Below are 17,265 nucleotides of genomic sequence, written 5' to 3'. Positions count from 1 at the left end.
TCCCTCCTTAGTCGTGCTTCCATTTTCTCTGAATGTATAATTGCGCCATAGTAAAGGCGAACACCAGCAAAAACAGGATCGTGGCGCTGGCCGCCGCCGTTCCGAGCTTCCATTGCACATAGAACTGATCGTACAAATAATAAACGACCGTATACAAAGAATGGGCCGGACCCGGCCGGCCGTTAAACAGCGGAAACAGCTCATCGAACACTTTGGAGGCATTGATCGTGTTGACAATCAATACGAGTCCGATCGTCGGAGCGAGCAGCGGCACCGTAATCCGGCGAAAGATTTTGAAGGGCTTGGCGCCGTCGATTTGCGCCGCGGTATAGTACTGGGCGTTAACGTTCTGTAAGCCCGCCAAGAGCAAAATGATCGTGAAGGGCAGCATGCTCCATATCCCGTACATGACTAAAGCGGGCATGGCGTATGCCGGGCTGTTCAACCAATTGATCGCTTCTGCGCCAACCAAGGACAGCAGAAAGTTCACGATGCCATAGTCAAAGTTGTACATCCATTTCCATACGAGCCCGACTGCTGTCACGGAAGTGACCAGCGGGAGGAAATAAGCGGTCTGGAAAAAAACAGACAGCTTGATCTTCTGAATGAGCAGCACCGCGATCGCCAGGGAGACGATGGTCGAGGCCGGCACGACCGTCAAAATATAAACCATCGTATTTTGCAGCCCGCTCAGGAAGGCCGGATCTTGAACAATGGCTGCATAGTTGGCCAGACCGTAACCGCTGAACTGCTTGCGCAGCAAGTTGTAGTCTTCCTGAAAGGACAGCAGCAATACGTTCAGGAACGGGTACACGGTAAAGATGCCGATCCCGATCAAAAAAGGGGACAAATAAGCGAGAGGCTCCAGAAACGTTCGAACGGTCGTTCTGGGCGCATCGTCACGACGTTGGATTAACCGCTTCACCTGAATCGAGCCCCCGTCCTTGCGTCGAAGAGAAAAACTCCCTGCGGTTTAAAACCGATCGGCACCTCTTCGCCGGCCTCCACCTTCGTATCGTCATCGATAAAGCAGCGAAGCGTCGCCTTGCCTACCGCAAGCGCAGCCAGCTTGTCCTTCCCGAGCTCGTAGACGTCTTTGACTACGGCTCGCTGCACCGCTTCTCCGGCGCGGACCCGGATGCTTTCGGGGCGCACGGACAGCACCGCCTCCGCGCCCTCCGCCAATTCATGCGGCACCGGAAAACTCCACATAAGCTGTCCGTCATCCGAACGGAACCGCCCGTCTCCGACCCGTCCGCGAACCTCGTTGATCGGCGGCGTGCCTAGAAATTTGGCGACGAATGCGCTCGCCGGATCGGCATACAGCTCGCGCGGTTTTCCGTATTGCTGCAAGACGCCTTGTCGGAACAGCACGATGGAATCCGCGATGCTGCTCGCCTCTTCTTGATCATGCGTGACAAACACGGTCGTAATATGCGTATCCCGCTGAATGCGACGGATCTCTTCGCGCATCTCGATTCGCAGGTTGGCGTCGAGATTGCTGAGCGGCTCGTCCAGCAACAGGATCGCAGGGTTTTTGGCGAGGGCGCGAGCGATCGCGACGCGCTGCTGCTGGCCGCCCGAAAGCTGGGCGGGCTTGCGATCGAGCAACTCCTCGATATGGGTCAGACGGGCAAGCTCCATCGCTCTCTCCCGCCGCTGTTTCCGCGGCATCCGTTGGTTCTCCAGCGGAAAGCAGATGTTGTCCACGACCGTCATGTGCGGATATAAGGCGTAATGCTGAAACACCATACCGACCCCCCGCCGATCCGGCGGAATATCGGTGACGTCCCTCCCGTCAAAGTAGATGCGCCCATCCGTCGCCGGAACGATCCCGGACAGCATATTCAAGAGCGTCGACTTTCCGCAGCCGCTCGGTCCGAGCAAGGCGACGAGCTTGCCGCTGTCCAGCGTAAGTGTCAGGTCGTTCACGGCCGTCGTATCCCCGTATCGCTTCGTTATATTTTGAATGCGGATCTCCATTCCGCTTACCTCAACATCCCGAGAATGGGCGAGCCGTCGGTGTTGTCCATGGACAGACCGAGCATGCGGGCCATCGTCGAGGCTTCGTCGACCATCTTCCCCCGCTCGATCACGATTCCCTGACGAACGGCCGGGCCGCTGGCGATGAACGTCGTCATCTCCTTTTTATGCGGCAGTCCGCCATGCGAGCCGTTGCCGATCTTTTTGTCGCCGCGTTTTTTCATGCCGACGACGCTCTCCGAGGTCCAGTCTTCGTTAAACGAGATCGCCCCCTCGCCCTCGATGACGAAGTCGAACGGTCCGGTGAGATGATACTGCGCTTCCGCTTCTTCCTTCGTGAAAATATGCTTCAATCGGATTTCCGGATCGTCCCGCAGGCTGCACAAGAAGTCGAAAACGTTACGCTTCGTCTCTTCATCGTCCGGATCCTTCAATTCGATCCAGGCGGACAGTCCGGTCGAGTGGCACAGCGCGTCGTAATCGCGAATCGTGCCGTCCTCGTTCAGCCGCAAAAATCCGTTTTGCTGCAGCAATACGTTAAAGTTCAGCACCAGTTCGACGTCCGTCTGCCCGTGGTCGCCGAGAATGACGAAGTTCGTGTTGTCGGCATCTCCGTATCGGCGAACGGATTCCAGCAGCACGCCGAATTCTTCGTCATGCTTGCGCAGCTGCTCCTTGGCCTTTTCATGATAGACGCCGTGAGTGTGACGAATCGTATCCAGGTCGCACATTTTGACGAGCATGACGTCCGGCTGTCCGAAGTCGCGAATCAGATCCGGAGCGACCGCCATCGTAAACAGATCCATGCTGCGATCTTGCCCTTTCAAGTACCGGCCGTATTTCCAAAAATACGTTTCCAGCAACTGCTCGGTAGCCGTACCGGTCAAGTACTGTTCGGGGTGATAACCCCGATAGTTATACGGGACGATCATCGGCAGATTCAGGTCGTAATCGGCTCCGCCCGTTACCGGCCAGCTGATCGAACACGTCGTCCGCCCGTTCGCCTTGGCCACGTCCAGCAGCGTCTCGGCGCGCACATCCTGCTTCATATTGAACCACGGCGAGTTCAGCCTGCCCCTTTGGACGATTTCGTTTTGGTTGATCCCATGCGCTTTCGGATATTTGCCGGTCATGATCGACGTGTGACATACGTAAGTAATGGACGGATAGACCGGCTCGACATGCTTGACATAAGAGCCGCTCTCGATGATTTTGCCGAAATGGGGCATCTGGCTCATCCACTCGATATCGCTGCTGCACAGCGCATCGATGCAAAATACGAACAGCTTCTGTTTCATTCCGCACACTCCCCGATGTTGTTGTCGCTAATTGTCATCCGCTTCAACCAGATCCCCGTCCCGCAGCACATAGGTCTGTCCAAGCTTGGGAAGCAGCTGCTTGCCGTCCTTGGGAAGGAGGCGTTCCGGTTGAAAGGAATGACACGGAATTAATACTTTGGGATTGACTTGGTCGACGAAATATTTGACTTGCGACGGGTAACCGTGGCCGAAATAGTTCTGGCTGAAGAACGTGACATAACGGAATTCCGTCCGTTCGATGACGCGCTTCAGGTTCGCGTAAGCGGGGTCAAAGTCGCCGATCGGCATGCCGTCCGCGTGCAAGTAAGCCCCGCCCTCGCCCGGCAAATCGAGCAGCTCCAGAATGTGCGGATAGCTGTTCTGAAGCAGGTACCCGCCGGGACGCCGCCGCACTTCCTCCAACGTCACGACCGGGCAGGCCGCGAGAACCTCCTGCAGCCACCCCGGCTGCAGGGAACGGTCGATCGGATATCGCGGCGAATCGGGGATGTACACGTGCACCGGTTGGCCGTAGAAGGCATACACCAAATAGGCCGTCTCCGGCTCGAAGGCGCACAAGCGTCCCGTTCGCGACGCCCACTCGATATAGCGCGAGGCCTCTGCCATCTCCCGTTCGTAAAAATTGATGACGCAGAGTCCGGTTTGCGCTTCAAGCATGGCAAACAGGCGGCTCTCCACATCTTCCTCACTCAGCATGCCGGGCGGGACGTCGGGCTCCGGGACGATTGCATTCGGGCTGTACGAGCCGTATATCATGTCCACGACGCTGTCCATGAACGATGTGCAATCGCAAAGGAGGACGTCGATCTCGCGTTCCTTCAATATTTCCATCTGTTTGAGCGTCAGATCCGCATGCTTGCCGTGCAGGGACAGATCGCCGGTCCAGTGGATCGTCCCGTCCGGCGTCGTAATCAAAAAAGCGAAATCGCAATAGCTTTTCGGATTCGTCAAGATGGGCAGCACCTCGATGGCGCCGATTCGGATCGGCACGTTCGGCTGAAACGGCGTGTACGTGCGTTCTACCGTTTCTATGCCGAGGCCGACCCTCTCCAAAGCCCGTTCGATCTTCTGCGCGTTTTCGTGCAAATAAACCGGGATGTCAGGGGAGACCATGCCCATGAACGCCATATGATCCAGGTGGAGGTGGGTGATCAATACAGCGGTATTATACGGGCTGTCTTCCGCGCTGACGACGCCTTCCGCGCCGAGCAGGTCCTCCCGGCGGAAAATCCCGTCGAGCTTCGGCACGATCCCAAGCCGCAGCTTGTCCTTCAGCCAGCTCCGCCGCCGACCGATCACTTTCCCGTCGAATACGTCGGTTTTCGGATCGTAAGCCGACCCCATCTCGAAAAACACTCGGTCCTTGCCGTAGGTGACGGAGGCGATAACTCCGCCGATCGTGCGGAGTCCGGAATACAGAACGAATTCGGTTTGAGCCGGTGTCATGACCATCAACCTTTCAAATCCCGATTGCTCGCCGCTTCCGCTTCGTCCAGCGCTTGCGCCGGCGTCTTCGTTCCGAGCGCCGCCGCCTCGATCGCCGCTTGGAGATGGTTGCGGACCGAGGAGACGCCCGGAATGCTCGGGATGAAGCCGACATACTCCAGCTGCGGCGCCAGCGCCTGAATAGCGATATTCGAATTCATGTACTCCTGATATTCCGCCGTTTCGATCGCGTCATAGAAAACGGGCACAGCCCCGAATGCGATCGTCCATTCGGCCATTACCTCCGGCTTGGCGTGGAATTTATAAAACTCGTAAGCCGCCCGCTCCTTGGCCGGGTCGGACTTGAACGCTACAAAGCCATTCATCCAGGACGGGAAGAATTTCACCGGTCCTTCCTGCGGAATGGGCGCGGTGGCGAATTCAAATTGACCGGCTACGGCCCCTTCGACGTACTGCACGCCGGCGCTGGAGCCGATGTAGCTTGCGACGGCCTGGGAGCCGAACGGATTCGAGAAATACTGGTCTTCCCCGACCAGGCGGAAGATGCCGTCCTGTACGTTGCGGGCAAACCAGGCGAGCTTCTCGACTCCGATTTCCTGGTTAAACGCGCTCTTCTTGGCGCCCGCATCGATCAACGGCGAGCCGCTCTGCATAATCAAATCGATGTAATGATCGACCGCCGAATCCGCGCCGAATGCCGGCTTGCCGGTCGCTTCGAAGATGATGCGGCTGTTCTCCTCCAGCTCCGTCCAGGTCTTCGGCGCCTTAAGGCCAAGTTTGTCATAGAGGGTTTTATTATAGAAAAAAATTTCACCGGTAATCTGGGTCGGGAGCAAGTAGATCTGATCATCGCCCCATTGAGTAATCTCCTCGTAGATGCCTTCCGGAATGTTTCCCTTGAAGTCCGGCATTCCGATCCCCGGGTCGTTGATATAGGGGGCAAAATCGACAATAAGATCCTCCGCTGCATAATTGACGACATTCGAAGGGAATGTCCGCACCAGATCGGGACCGACGCCGTTGCGCACCGCCTGCATCAGCTTCGAATCAAAATCCTGATACGGCTGGGCTTGCGCGATGACCGTAATACGGTCTTGAGAGGCGTTGAAATCCGCGATGATCTTCTCCATTGTCGCTTGATGATGATCGGTCAACGTATGCCAGATGACCAGCTCGACATCCTCGACGATCTCACGCGTAGCGGGGACGTCCCCCGACGCTGCATGGCTGCCGCCAGCGTTCTGCAATGATGTCGTGCTGCCGGTCTCGTTATGGGATCCGGTCATCTGCGACCCGCAACCTCCCAGCAGAATTGCGAGAGCCGGAATTACCGACAAGATGCGATATGCCTTCACGTTCATTCCTCCGTCGTCTTTTGCTCGAATTTTGCGACTTTTCGCAATTATGAGTATTGTACGGACGGAATGTTACTGCAGCATCGCGGCGCTGTTATCCGAACGTTAAGTTTCGCGCGGCGCTTCATATGCCGCAGCTCATTCATCAGTCATGATGCGTCTATAACGCAAAAAGAAAAGGTCAAGCCGGACGACTTGACCCTTCAACGCTGCGCACCTCTATGCGGTTTTACCTGCTGATATTCGTAGCGATATACCAATGGTTCCCGAACGGATCCTCGATCCCTCCCGAGCGTTCCCCGTAATCGTGGTTTTGCGGCTCGTACAAGGAACGCGCTCCTGCCTTCAACGCCCGGCTGTACACTTCATCCGCATCCTTTACAAATAGATGAAACGCGCTTCTCGTCGGGGGGAAGTCCGGGTTTGTCCCTCCGCCGATCTCGATAATGGCGTCCCCGATGCGACAGGCGGCGTGCTGAATGCTTCCGTCCGGCCGCTTATGCCGCTCGAGCTCCTCGGCTTCAAAGGCGTTCCTAACAAATTCGATAAAACGATCTGCTCCGTCGACAATTACGTACGGCGTAACGGCGGAGTGCCCTTTCGGCTTATAATCCTGGGTCATGACCTGTCCTCCTTCATTTTGGCAAATCCGATTCCCCACTCAGTTTAGCAGCGATCCGCCGGCACGTATTGTACAATATTGATCTTCTTTCCGCTTTTTTCGATGGTATAATTCTCTGTAGCAGGTTTATTTCTATACAAGAGGTGAACGGTCTTGTACTTCTATGCTCGCCAACCCATACCCGCTCTAGCCGGATGGATCGATAAGCTGTGGATCTGCGAAGACTACCTCCCGAGCCATCGGCTGGAACAAAAGCTCCCTGACGCCGCTTTAGCTTGGATCATCAATCTCAAAGAGGATCGCTTCCGGCTGTTCGAAGGAAATCGGTTCGATCGCTCGATTCATCTTCCGGGCAGCATCATCGCCGGTCCGCGCTCGACTTATTTCTATCTTGAAACAGAAAGTCAAGAGTCATGCCTGGGCATTCAATTCAAACCGGGGGGAGCGCGGCCTTTTCTCGGCGACCTGATCGGAGAACTAAAGGATGTCGACATAGCTCTCCGGGATGGACTGGGCCGGCATGCCCATGTCGATGATTTGCGGGAAAGACTGCTGGAAACTTCCTCGGCGGAACGAAGGTTACAGCTGGTGGAGCGTTACTTGCAGCGTCGTTTGGAGAAGCCTATAAGGACTCCGGCAGGACACCCGGCCGTCGCCTACGCTTTGCGAATGTTCGAGCGAGCGCCCGCGGCCGCGCCTTCCGTCGCCCAAATAGCGGACATGGCGAATCTGAGTAAGGAACGTTTCATACGCGTATTCAAGGGAGAGGTCGGACTGACTCCTAAAAATTACGGAAATATCGTTCGGTTCCGGCTGGCCCTTCGAATGATCCGGGAAGGGCGGCTCCCCCCCGGCATTGACTTGGCGCTGTCCTGCGGATATTACGATCAATCTCACTTGAATCGGGAATTCCGCAAGTATGCCAATCGGACCCCGACGGAGCTGCTTCGCAGGCAGGACAGGTTTGAAAGTCACCTTCCCCTTACGGAGCTGCCGTCCGGCAATAAGAGAGCGGATTGAAATTTTTCATCCGTTTGGCCGATCGATTGTTTTCGAACGCATCGATCATCTGATTCCATGCATCGTTATTCCTTGTGAAGAAGCTTCAGCAGCTCTCGCTTCGTGACGGGGTGGTAGGTTAACAGCTCACCATTGTACATCACAGTAAAAACTCCGAAGGCCGAAGGAGCATTCCGAGCATCCTGGCAATCGCGAAGCTCTATAACCTTCACTTGAACGTCTAATTCCCTAGCCGTCTCGACAATGACCTGTACTGCCTGGTCCACGTACGGGCATTGGTCGGACCGCAGCACCGTAATGCCGTTCGGATATTTGCCGGCTCTTTCCGCCCAATCTCCAGGGAATTGGGGAGAAGGGCCTTCACGGAATTTCTTGACGAGCAGCTCAAAGGCGGGCGGCGCTTCGTCGACGACTTGAAAGCCGTACTTCAGGAAAAGCTCCTTGTTCGCCAGCCAAGTTCCTCTGCTCGACACCATCGCGACTCCCGACTTGTCCTGTTCCCTGGCGTCCTCGATACACGCCTCCAGCAGTTTCGAGCCGTACCCTTTTCCTTTGCCCCGACCTACGATCCACAGACAATGAATGACCATATAGCGATCGCCAAGCACGGCTCTCCACGCATATTCGATGGGCATGTACTCGATGAATCCTTTGGGCTGACCGTCCTCTTCCACCATTTTTACCTTTAAGCCCTCCGCAAAACGCTGTTGAAGCCAGCTCCGTTTTCTTTGGTATCCGGCGGATTTAGGCTTGCTTCTCATGCAAAAAAAACCGCTTTCTTCCACGTTGACCGCCGTAACGTCTACGATGTTCGCCATAGCATTGTGCCCCCCTGTCCGAATGATGAATAGCCCTATACTACCCTAACAGAACGTCGGTTGACGACGAGATTTGTCACTGGAGCCGCCTGGAGTCAAAAATGCAGCTTCAGAAAAAAAGCCGCAATCGAGACGACCCGAAGCAGCTATGCATGAGTTATGGAAGATTCGTCCCGCGGCCCTTGGCGTTCAGTCCCGCACGCCGGTCCGAACGGTAGACGAAGCTGAGCACCTCCGCGACCAGCTTGTACAGCTCGGGCGGAATTTCCTGATTCAGGTCGAGCTTGGAAAGCACCTCCACCAGGGAGGAATCCTCCTGCAGCGGAACCCCGTTTTCCTGCGCCCGCTTCATGATTTCCTCCGCGATCGTGCCCTGGCCTTTGGCGACGACGATCGGCGCCGAGCCTTTCTCGGGCTCGTACTTGAGCGCGACCGCTTTTTTTCGAATCGTCTTTGAGTTGTCCGTATCCGCCCCGCTCATGCTCTGTAGTCGACTCCCTTGTACGGTTTGGCGGCATAGGCTCCGGCCGCGACGGCTTTATGGGCCTGATCGGCCGGCTGAGCCTCAGCCGCAGCCGCCGAGCCGGGCTTCCATTGCGGCAGCGGGGACGAGGCCAGCGACAGCAGCTGGAAGCCCGCCTCCGCCATGCCCCCGGCCAGCTCCTCGCGAGCGTTCTCGACCAGCTCTGCCATGCCCGGGAAGTCGCTCAGCAGCTTCAGGGATACGATCCGGTCGACGACCTGAACGTCGACGAGGGTGTCGCCGAGATGGCGCATCCGCAAATCGAACAGCAGGTGGCAGTTATCGGCGTCCCACTCTCCCCGCCGACCGCGTCTCGTCTGCACGTGGACGGTCGCGGTCGTCTCGCCGTCGGCCCCCCGCATCGGGATGAACAGCGTCATATGGCTGAGCGGGGCCGCCAGCCCCCGGTCGGAGGAGAGCAGCAGCTGCTGGCCGGTCACCTGGCTCGCCAGCGTCTGCGCCGCCTCGCGCAGCGCCGGAGGCACGTCGTCGCGCGCCGCAAGGGCGAGCAGCGCGCCCTTGAGCGTCTCCGCGGCGGGCCGGGTCTCCGGCGCCGCGGCATCCCCCGCGGGAGTCCCGGCAGCCGCGGCAGGTGGCCCGGCGTCCGCGCCGACGGGCCATCTGGCTTCGGCGGCGTGCAGGAGCTGGCGCTCATGCCCGACGCCGAGCCACTGCAGGAAGCGGCCGATCCATGCCGCTTCCGGCTTCGCCGCCGACGCCTGCGGCTGCCCCGCAGCAGCGGCGTCGGCACGGCCGTCGGCGCGGCTGCCGCCTGCGGCCGCGCCCTCCTGGGCAGCGGGGCGGCTTCCTGCCGCCGCTGCCCGCTCTTCGGCCGCCGGGAGCCGGGCGGCCGTGTCCGCAGCCGGACGCGAAGCTTCCGGCTGCGTCAGCTGCGCCGCCGCGCCCGGAGCCGGCGGCGTTTGCGCGCCCGCCCCGGCCGGCGTCGGGGCGGCGCCTCTGGCCGCGGCGCCGGCATCGCCGCGGACCGCGGCCGCGTCGGCCGAGCCTGCGCGCGACGCGGCCGGCGCCTCGCGCTGCGCGGCGGCCGCCTCCGGCCTGGCCGAGGCCGCCGCCGCTTCGCCCTTGTTGCCGGAGCGCGGCTCTCCCGCCAGCAGCGCCTCCCCCTCCTCCAGAATCGCGGCTCCTTGCGTCAGCAGAGCGGCCAGCCGCTGTCCGAGCGCGGCCGTTTCCGGCGAAGCCCCCTTCGCCCCGGAGCCGGCGAGCCAGCCGTCCAGCGCCGCCCGGAAGTTCGCCAGCTCCTCGTGGACCGGCGGACCGAGCAGCGCCTGTCTGAGCGAGGCAAGCGTCGTCTCCGTCGCCTTCAGCCCGCGCCGGAAAGCGACGTCCGCCGCGCTTGACCACGACTCCGCGTCGACGCCGGCCGGCTTCAAAGCCGCCGCCGCATTGAAGAACGCGGCCGTCTCCTTCCCGATCGGGTACCCGTCCCGCTTCAGCCCGCGCACCAGCTCCATCGCCCATTTCTGATCCGAGAGGCCGAACGTCTTCAGCACGTCCTTCAGCCCTTCCTCCGGCAGCGCGTCCGTTGCGTCGGCCAGCGGCTTCAGCGTTACCAGCCCGCCCGGGCCTCCCGGCTGCACCTGCAGCAAAGTGCCTCTGCCGAGCGGCATGTCGGCGTCCAGCTTCGCCCTCACCTGCATGCCGTTAATCTGGACGAGCCCCTCCTGGTTGTCGAGCATTTCCATCAGCACGCCTCTGACGATTTGACCGATTCTCAGCTCCAGCGAGCGGCTGTCCCCCGGCGACGCGTCGCCCATTAAAGCCCGCAGCATCGGACCGATATTCATGCTCATGCCTGTTCCTCCCCGCTCACGCCTTATCCTTTATTTATCGGCACCCGGACGTCGATTCGTGAATGGGCTTAACCGCTCTAGAACAGCACCTGCTGCTCGACGAACAGCCCTTTCAGGAAGCTTCTCCGGTGCAGCGGCGTCGGCCCGAGCTCCAGCAGCGCCTGACGATGCGTTTTCGTGGCATAGCCTTTATGTACCGCGATCCCGTAGCCGGGATACAGCGAATCCCACACCTCCGCGCACAACCGGTCGCGGGTCACCTTGGCGACGATCGACGCCGCCGCGATCGACTGGCTTAACGCGTCTCCTTTAATAATCGCCGTCTGGCCGATGTCCAGCTCGACGCTCTCCGCGTCGACGAGCAGATGCTCCGGCCTGACGCCGAGCCCCAGCACCGCCTGCTTCATCGCCAGTCTGGAAGCCTGGCGAATATTGATCGTGTCGATGACGGCCGGTTCGACTCTTCCGACCGACCACGCCACCGCTTCCTGCACGATTTGCTCGTACAGCCTGTCCCTCTTTTTCTCGCTAATCTGCTTCGAATCGTTGACCTCTTCCAGCACAAGGCCGACCGGCAGCACGACCGCGGCAGCGACGACGTCTCCGAACAGACAGCCTCGTCCGACCTCGTCGACGCCCGCCACAGCCGTCAAGCCTTGCGACCACAGCTCGCCCTCGTAGGCCAATCGGTTGATTTCTTCCATTGCGCACGTTCCTCCTGTCGGCTTGCGGATCCAGTTCAGACGTCAGCTTCGGGGCCCCGCCCTCGGCTAGTTATCGGACCGTCGCCTCTTCCTTCCTTCCGTCCGTTCCCGTCCGCGAAATCCAGAAATCGCGAACGCATGTCGGGGGTCGGCAGAAGGCAGCTGTCGCTGCGGCCGAACCAGCGATAACGCCGACGGGCGACGAACCCGTAGACCGAATCGCGAGCGAAACGCGGCAGAACGATCGCCGGATAAGCGACCGCCCAGGGCCAGCCGAGCTTCCTGCCGATTCGGAGCGCCGCCGTCGACTTCGTATAATATTTTCCGTTCTCGATCATCACGAACGTATCCGGCAAGCTTTCCGGCAAGCCGCCGTCCTTCAACAAACGCCTCCCCAGCTCCGACTGCAGCGAAGCGAAGCGGAAAATCGCGCGTTTGTCCCGGCGAACGACGAACTTGGCCAAACCGTGACACAGGTTGCAATGGCCGTCTATCAGGAGCACGACGAGTTCGCTCGGGCTCGCTGTCGGCTTCATCCGGCCACTCCCTTTCTCTCGCTTATCTTTAAAAGAGTACACTCCTGCCGCGGCCATTGCAAGACGTCCGTTCCGGATTACCTTTTGGCCGTTCTTCCATATTTTCTGGCATAATCGGAGATTCTCCGGTAAGCGCTCTTGTCCACGCTCCTTAACGGATAATACTGCGGCCGGGTATTCGCTTCGAGGATCCAGCAGCGGCCTTTCCTGTCGATCGCCACGTCGAGGCCGATTTCCCGAAACCCGTCCCGATGCCGGTCGAAGCAAGCGCCCGCCGCTTCGCCGAGAAAGCTCAATCTGCCGTAGGCTTCGCGAATCCCGGAGTCGGAATAGCCGGCGCCCTTCAACGTTTCCCTGAAGCCGGCCACCTTGCCCCCGCGATGGAAATTCGTGACGACCTTTCCTTTTTTCCCGACTTTGGCGAACAGAGCCGTCGTCGTCCAGCGCTCTCCGTCCTTCTGGGCCATCACGCGCAGATCGAACGGCTTGCCCTCCGTCAGCGCGAGGTCGACGCCTCTCTGCAGCAAGTACCGCTTGCCGTTTGCCAGCGACTTCAGCCAGCCGTAAAGCTCTTCCCCCGTGAGCCCGCTTCTCTGGCCGCCCCCGCTCCCCTTCGCTCGATAGCCGCCGCCCGGCGACCTTTCGATACGGGTAATTCTCTTGCCCCCCGTCCCTCTCGACGGCTTGAAGTAAACGACGGGATACCTTCTCAGCATTGACTCCAGGTTCTTTCTGTCGAACAGCCGGGTGTCCGGAATGAAGGGTCGAAGCTTCGAATCCCCCAGCATCCATCCGGTTTTTCTCCACTTGCTTGCAATCGATTTGCTGGCGTATTTCATGGGCTTCCCTCCTCCCTTGTCCGTCAGATTAGACTATGTAAGCCTGGCCGCCGCCCGTCACCGCTGGAGCGTATGGCGGCTCGGGGGAGAGGGACGAAATTTCCCCGCTGCCGCCGTCCGTCGATTAACGCGAAGCGTCCGTATAGGTATAATAAGAAAAAACGGCCCTCCTCTTCGGACGCGCAAGCGGCAGAGAGGGGCCGATGAAGGAGCGAAAGCCCATGACGCAATGGAACGACCCCTATATTCGCAGCCGCGAGGAGAAAGCGCGGGCGGCTATGGCCGAGGAGCTGGCTGCCCGCTTCGCGGCCCGGGCGGAACGGCACGACCGGGAAGGCTCCTTTCCCTTCGAGAATTTTGCCGATCTTCGGGAGGCGGGATATCTGAAAATAACGGTTCCGACGCTGTACGGGGGAGACGGGCTATCGCTGTACGATCTGGTCCAGCTGCAAGAAAGGCTGGCCTACGGCGACGGCTCCACCGCGCTGGCCGTAGGCTGGCACGTCGGTCAGGTGCTGCATTTTCGCGCCAGCGGCAAATGGCCCGAGCCCCTCTTCTCCGAGCTGTGCCGGTCCGTCGTTCGGGACGGAACGATGATCAACACGTTCGCGAGCGAGGCGGCTTCCGGCAGCCCCAGCCGGGGCGGCCGTCCCGAGACGACCGCCGTGCGGGAGGGCGAAGGCTGGCGCATTACCGGACGCAAGACGTTCAGCACGCTGTCCCCGATTCTCGATCGCTTCGTCGTGACGGCCTACGTGCCGGAGGAAGACGCCGTGAGCGAATTTCTTGTGGAGCGGTCGGATCGGGTAAGAATCGTCGAAACGTGGGATACGCTGGGGATGAGGGCGACCGGCAGCCACGACGTCGTGCTAGACGGCGCGTTCGCCGGCGCGGACAGAAGGTTGACCGGCAAAGGAGAGGACGACGGGGGAGGCTGGCTGCTTCACATTCCCGCCTGCTATATCGGAATTGCGCGAGCGGCGCGCGATTTCGCTCTCGACTTCGCCCGGACGTACCGCCCCAATACGTTAAGCGAGCCGATCTCCTCCCTTCCCTCCGTGCGCCAGACGATCGGCGAGATGGAGATCGAGCTGAGAACCGCCCGGGCGGTGCTGTACGAGGCTGCGGAGCGTTGGGACCGCGAGGCGGAGCGCCGCCCCTCCTTGAGGCCGGAGCTCGGATTGGCCAAATACGTCGCCGTCAATAACGCTATCCGGATCGTCGACCTGGCGATGCGCATCGTCGGGGGCGCAAGCCTCTCCCGCCGCTCCCCTCTGGAGCGTTACTACCGGGACGTCCGGGCCGGCCTGCATAACCCGCCGATGGATAACGTCGTCGTCCAGACGCTGGCCGACGCCGCGCTGGAACGGCGGAGCTGAAGCGGCTTTCGCAGCGGCGCGACGTGTTGTTCTGGCTCAACCGGCGCAGCGGCGGTTATAATAGAACCAGCTTGTCCTTAATCTATAAGAGGAGTGATTCGCTTGTCGCTTAACGCCTACTTGAACTTCGACGGAAATACCCGAGAGGTCGTACAGTTTTATGCGCAGGTTTTCGGAATCGAAGAACCGGAAATGCACACGTTCGACTCGATGCCGGCCGACCCGGACTACCCGCTTCCCCCGGAAGCGAAGAACCGGATTATGCATGCGTTCTTGAATATCGGGGGAGGCACCCTGATGTTCTCCGACACGTTCCCGGGGATGCCTTACCAGCAGGGCAACAACTTCTCGCTCGCCCTCGTCCTTGACGATGAGCGCGCGATCAGGGACGCCTTCGACAAGCTGAAAGAGGGCGGATCCGTCAAGATGGAGCTTCAGGAAGTGCCCTGGAGCAAAGTCTACGGCAGCTTGACGGACAAGTACGGCATTGCGTGGCAATTCAGCCTGACGAGCTAATTCTCCCAAGCATAAACGGCTTACGCCGTCCTTGGGACCGGCGAGATAACGTTTATGTCGGAGGTGATTCAGATAAGGATAGCGCTTGCTGAATCACGAAAAAAATGCCTCGTCGATCCGACCGGATAGACGAGGCATTTTTGAACAGCCGCCTTGGCGACAGGCCTTCTACTGCGCGGCCTCGTCCGGCGTCTCCAGCGTCATTCGCCCCAGCTTGCCGGAGCGCAGATCGCGCAGAAGCACCGTTGCCGCCTTCTCGTAATCGACGTGGCCGCCGCTGACGATGCAGCCTCTGCGTCTGCCGATGCTCTCCAGCACTTCGACCGCCGCCTGCATGTCCGGCAGCTCCGAAGGCAGATCCTTCAAGCCGTACCGCTCGCCGAGCACCGCTCCGTATTCCTCGACCAGCACCTTCAGCACGAAGCAGGCCACCTCGTCGAGATGGAGAATGTCTTCCTTGATCGCCCCCGTGGCGGCGAGACGAAAGCCGACGACCGGATCTTCGAACTTCGGCCATAAAATGCCCGGCGTATCGAGCAGTTCCAGTTCCCCCCCGAACCGAATCCATTGCTGGCCTTTCGTCACGCCGGGCCGATCGCCGGTCACCGCGACGTTGCGTCCGGCCAGCCGGTTGATCAGCGTCGATTTGCCGACGTTCGGGATGCCGACGATCAGCGCGCGAATCGGACGGGGCTTCATCCCTTTGGCGATCTGACGCTCGATCTTCTCCTTCAGCAGCTCTCTCGCCTTGCCGGCGATTTCCTTGACCCCGTCGCCCTGGTTAGCGTCGATCGCATGCACCGCATGCCCAAGCTCGCGAAAATGCCGCCCCCACTCCGCCGTCCGCTCCGGGTCCGCCAAATCCGCCTTGTTAAGCAGCACGAGCCGAGGCTTCCCGACCGTAATTTCGTCGATCATCGGATTTCGGCTCGAATTCGGTATGCGGGCGTCAAGCAGCTCGAACACGACGTCGATCAGCTTCAGCTTCTCTTCGATCTGCCGCCTCGCCCGGGTCATATGCCCGGGGAACCATTGAATCGTCATGCCGCTTCCCCTCCTTGCCTAGACAACGGGACTGTCCCACAAGTCGTCTTCGATCGTCCCCCGACGCACTTATGACACAGCCCCGCCTCATTAATGCTTCACCCATTTGAAATCCTGAATCGGCCAGAAGATCAGATCGGCGCGGCCGACGATGCGGTCCACAGGGATATAGCCGATCATCCGGCTGTCCTCGCTGTTCGGCCGATTGTCGCCCATGACGAACACCGTTCCCTCCGGCACGACGCCGTCCGGGAAGGAGCTGTTCGGAAAGTTGGAGCGATCTCCGTCGTAACGGTTGTACAGCACGCCCTGCGAGTGGGCTTTATCGTAAGCCTCTTGCAAATAAGTTTCGGCTAGCGGTTCCCCGTTTATGTACACCTGGTCTCCTTCGACCTTGACGGTTTCTCCCGGCAGCGCGATGATACGCTTGATAAAGTCGCGGCCTTCCTCCGGCACGTGGAAGACGATCACTTCCCCGCGCTTCGGCTCGCGAATGTCGTAAATGATTTTGTTAACGATAATCCGCTCCCGGTTCCAGAAATTCGGCTCCATGGACGGTCCGTCGACGATAAAAGGACTGATGAGAAACCAGCGGACCACGAACACGAGAACTCCGGCAATCGCAAGCGCCTTGATCCATTCCATCAGCTCGTTCCCGGGACGCTTCGGAGGCTTGGCCGCTTGACTGCCGCCGCTCGCGCCGGAAGCCGCTCCCTCCCCGCTGTCGCGAACCAGGCGGTCGTCCCCGGCCGAGTTCGCTTCCTGCCCGGCCGATTCGTTTGGTTTGGAATTGTAGTGGTTATCCATTCGCAATCGCCTCTAGCTTTCTGGTATACATGCAAAAAGGAGGACTTGAACGTCGCCAAGCCCTCCTCTGTCGTCCATTATCGAATTTCTTTAATACGTGCTGCCTTACCGCGCAGATTGCGCAGGTAGTACAGTTTCGCGCGGCGAACTTTACCGCGGCGAGCCACTTCGATTTTCTCGAGGCGCGGGGAATGTACCGGGAAGGCACGTTCTACGCCTACGCCGTACGAGATTTTACGGACGGTGAAAGTTTCGCTGATGCCGCCGCCGCGACGTTTAATGACGACGCCCTCGAACAGCTGAACGCGCTCGCGGGAACCCTCGACGACTTTCACGTACACTTTCAGCGTATCGCCGGGACGGAAGCTTGGTACGTCCTTGCGCAGCTGCTCTTGCGTGATCGCTTGAATCAAATTGCTCATTGCGTGTTCACTCCTTCCCTAACAGACGTTCGTACCCCGCTCCCCGAATGCCCGGCATTCGGATCTTGGCGTGCAGAGGACCGTCCTACTCGTTCCGTTGTATCCGCCCATCGCGGGCATA

The 17,265-nt window shown here is 59.6% G+C and carries 18 protein-coding genes; 3 read left to right on the top strand and 15 right to left on the bottom strand.

Annotation, left to right across the window (positions count from 1 at the left end):
• Positions 1-7 precede the first annotated feature (7 nt).
• The 6 genes from ACFO3S_RS11735 to ACFO3S_RS11710 all read right to left on the bottom strand — a co-directional run bounded on the left by ACFO3S_RS11735 (position 8) and on the right by ACFO3S_RS11710 (position 6,725).
• Complete coding sequence (locus ACFO3S_RS11735) at positions 8-925, bottom strand: carbohydrate ABC transporter permease (RefSeq protein WP_378095687.1); 918 nt, start codon at positions 923-925, stop codon at positions 8-10.
• Complete coding sequence (locus ACFO3S_RS11730; RefSeq protein ID WP_378095684.1) at positions 922-1,983, bottom strand: ABC transporter ATP-binding protein; 1,062 nt, start codon at positions 1,981-1,983, stop codon at positions 922-924. Before ACFO3S_RS11730 ends, ACFO3S_RS11735 begins: the two co-directional genes overlap by 4 nt.
• A gap of 5 nt (positions 1,984-1,988) precedes the next feature.
• Entirely contained in the window at positions 1,989-3,281 is a 1,293-nt protein-coding gene (locus ACFO3S_RS11725) for an alkaline phosphatase family protein (RefSeq protein ID WP_378095681.1), read from the bottom strand.
• Between the two features lie 27 nt (positions 3,282-3,308).
• Complete coding sequence (locus ACFO3S_RS11720) at positions 3,309-4,748, bottom strand: MBL fold metallo-hydrolase (protein WP_378095678.1); 1,440 nt, start codon at positions 4,746-4,748, stop codon at positions 3,309-3,311.
• Between the two features lie 5 nt (positions 4,749-4,753).
• Positions 4,754-6,103: an extracellular solute-binding protein gene (locus ACFO3S_RS11715; RefSeq protein ID WP_378095676.1), complete on the bottom strand. Its 1,350-nt coding sequence runs from the start codon at positions 6,101-6,103 to the stop codon at positions 4,754-4,756.
• 229 nt (positions 6,104-6,332) lie between these two features.
• Positions 6,333-6,725, bottom strand: a complete 393-nt coding sequence (locus ACFO3S_RS11710; protein WP_378095673.1) for a VOC family protein — start codon at positions 6,723-6,725, stop codon at positions 6,333-6,335.
• 153 nt (positions 6,726-6,878) lie between these two features.
• On the opposite strand from ACFO3S_RS11710, the gene ACFO3S_RS11705 reads away from it, so the two are divergent.
• On the top strand, positions 6,879-7,745 hold the full coding sequence (locus tag ACFO3S_RS11705) for a helix-turn-helix domain-containing protein (RefSeq protein WP_378095670.1): 867 nt from the start codon (positions 6,879-6,881) through the stop codon (positions 7,743-7,745).
• 65 nt (positions 7,746-7,810) lie between these two features.
• On the opposite strand, the gene ACFO3S_RS11700 is transcribed toward ACFO3S_RS11705, so the two are convergent.
• From ACFO3S_RS11700 to ACFO3S_RS11675, 6 genes are all read right to left on the bottom strand, one after another.
• Positions 7,811-8,563, bottom strand: coding sequence for a GNAT family N-acetyltransferase (locus ACFO3S_RS11700; protein WP_378095667.1), 753 nt, complete (start codon positions 8,561-8,563; stop codon positions 7,811-7,813).
• A 157-nt stretch (positions 8,564-8,720) separates the two neighbouring features.
• Positions 8,721-9,044 (bottom strand): EscU/YscU/HrcU family type III secretion system export apparatus switch protein, encoded by a 324-nt coding sequence (locus tag ACFO3S_RS11695; protein ID WP_378095664.1) that lies wholly within the window; start codon positions 9,042-9,044, stop codon positions 8,721-8,723.
• Positions 9,041-10,897 carry a hypothetical protein gene (locus ACFO3S_RS11690; protein WP_378095661.1) on the bottom strand — a complete coding sequence of 619 codons (1,857 nt, stop codon included), beginning with the start codon at positions 10,895-10,897 and terminating at the stop codon, positions 9,041-9,043. Before ACFO3S_RS11690 ends, ACFO3S_RS11695 begins: the two co-directional genes overlap by 4 nt.
• A gap of 77 nt (positions 10,898-10,974) precedes the next feature.
• Entirely contained in the window at positions 10,975-11,601 is a 627-nt protein-coding gene (locus ACFO3S_RS11685) for a ribonuclease HII (protein WP_378095658.1), read from the bottom strand.
• Between the two features lie 35 nt (positions 11,602-11,636).
• Positions 11,637-12,137, bottom strand: a complete 501-nt coding sequence (locus ACFO3S_RS11680) for a thiol-disulfide oxidoreductase DCC family protein (protein ID WP_378095655.1) — start codon at positions 12,135-12,137, stop codon at positions 11,637-11,639.
• Between the two features lie 77 nt (positions 12,138-12,214).
• A complete protein-coding gene (locus tag ACFO3S_RS11675; protein ID WP_378095652.1) occupies positions 12,215-12,976 on the bottom strand; it encodes a YheC/YheD family protein in 762 nt (253 codons plus the stop codon).
• Between the two features lie 221 nt (positions 12,977-13,197).
• On the opposite strand from ACFO3S_RS11675, the gene ACFO3S_RS11670 reads away from it, so the two are divergent.
• Together ACFO3S_RS11670 and ACFO3S_RS11665 are read left to right on the top strand one after the other, a co-directional pair.
• Positions 13,198-14,355, top strand: a complete 1,158-nt coding sequence (locus tag ACFO3S_RS11670) for an acyl-CoA dehydrogenase family protein (RefSeq protein WP_378095649.1) — start codon at positions 13,198-13,200, stop codon at positions 14,353-14,355.
• Between the two features lie 102 nt (positions 14,356-14,457).
• Entirely contained in the window at positions 14,458-14,871 is a 414-nt protein-coding gene (locus ACFO3S_RS11665; RefSeq protein WP_378095646.1) for a VOC family protein, read from the top strand.
• A gap of 168 nt (positions 14,872-15,039) precedes the next feature.
• Here the strand turns inward: ACFO3S_RS11665 and ylqF are convergent, their stop codons facing one another.
• The 3 genes from ylqF to rplS all read right to left on the bottom strand — a co-directional run bounded on the left by ylqF (position 15,040) and on the right by rplS (position 17,144).
• A complete protein-coding gene (ylqF, locus tag ACFO3S_RS11660) occupies positions 15,040-15,915 on the bottom strand; it encodes a ribosome biogenesis GTPase YlqF (protein ID WP_378095643.1) in 876 nt (291 codons plus the stop codon).
• Positions 15,916-16,005: 90 nt separating this feature from the next.
• Positions 16,006-16,650, bottom strand: coding sequence for a signal peptidase I (lepB, locus tag ACFO3S_RS11655; RefSeq protein WP_378096076.1), 645 nt, complete (start codon positions 16,648-16,650; stop codon positions 16,006-16,008).
• A 149-nt stretch (positions 16,651-16,799) separates the two neighbouring features.
• Complete coding sequence (gene rplS / locus ACFO3S_RS11650; RefSeq protein WP_378095640.1) at positions 16,800-17,144, bottom strand: 50S ribosomal protein L19; 345 nt, start codon at positions 17,142-17,144, stop codon at positions 16,800-16,802.
• Positions 17,145-17,265: the final 121 nt, after the last annotated feature.

Origin of the sequence: Cohnella hongkongensis, from assembly GCF_042654645.1 — a bacterium.
Taxonomy (GTDB): Bacteria; Bacillota; Bacilli; order Paenibacillales; family Paenibacillaceae; genus Cohnella; species Cohnella hongkongensis.
This window is presented reverse-complemented; position numbering and strand designations above follow the sequence as displayed.

Excerpts from the sequence above, each read along its gene's own strand:
- ACFO3S_RS11730 (WP_378095684.1), bottom strand. The coding sequence starts at position 1,983 with ATGGAGATCCGCATTCAAAATATAACGAAGCGATACGGGGATACGACG.
- ACFO3S_RS11725 (WP_378095681.1), bottom strand. The coding sequence starts at position 3,281 with ATGAAACAGAAGCTGTTCGTATTTTGCATCGATGCGCTGTGCAGCAGC.
- ACFO3S_RS11720 (WP_378095678.1), bottom strand. The coding sequence starts at position 4,748 with ATGACACCGGCTCAAACCGAATTCGTTCTGTATTCCGGACTCCGCACG.
- ACFO3S_RS11710 (WP_378095673.1), bottom strand. The coding sequence starts at position 6,725 with ATGACCCAGGATTATAAGCCGAAAGGGCACTCCGCCGTTACGCCGTAC.
- ACFO3S_RS11700 (WP_378095667.1), bottom strand. The coding sequence starts at position 8,563 with ATGGCGAACATCGTAGACGTTACGGCGGTCAACGTGGAAGAAAGCGGT.
- ACFO3S_RS11695 (WP_378095664.1), bottom strand. The coding sequence starts at position 9,044 with ATGAGCGGGGCGGATACGGACAACTCAAAGACGATTCGAAAAAAAGCG.
- ACFO3S_RS11690 (WP_378095661.1), bottom strand. The coding sequence starts at position 10,897 with ATGAGCATGAATATCGGTCCGATGCTGCGGGCTTTAATGGGCGACGCG.
- ACFO3S_RS11685 (WP_378095658.1), bottom strand. The coding sequence starts at position 11,601 with ATGGAAGAAATCAACCGATTGGCCTACGAGGGCGAGCTGTGGTCGCAA.
- ACFO3S_RS11680 (WP_378095655.1), bottom strand. The coding sequence starts at position 12,137 with ATGAAGCCGACAGCGAGCCCGAGCGAACTCGTCGTGCTCCTGATAGAC.
- ACFO3S_RS11675 (WP_378095652.1), bottom strand. The coding sequence starts at position 12,976 with ATGAAATACGCCAGCAAATCGATTGCAAGCAAGTGGAGAAAAACCGGA.
- ACFO3S_RS11670 (WP_378095649.1), top strand. The coding sequence starts at position 13,198 with ATGACGCAATGGAACGACCCCTATATTCGCAGCCGCGAGGAGAAAGCG.
- ylqF (WP_378095643.1), bottom strand. The coding sequence starts at position 15,915 with ATGACGATTCAATGGTTCCCCGGGCATATGACCCGGGCGAGGCGGCAG.
- rplS (WP_378095640.1), bottom strand. The coding sequence starts at position 17,144 with ATGAGCAATTTGATTCAAGCGATCACGCAAGAGCAGCTGCGCAAGGAC.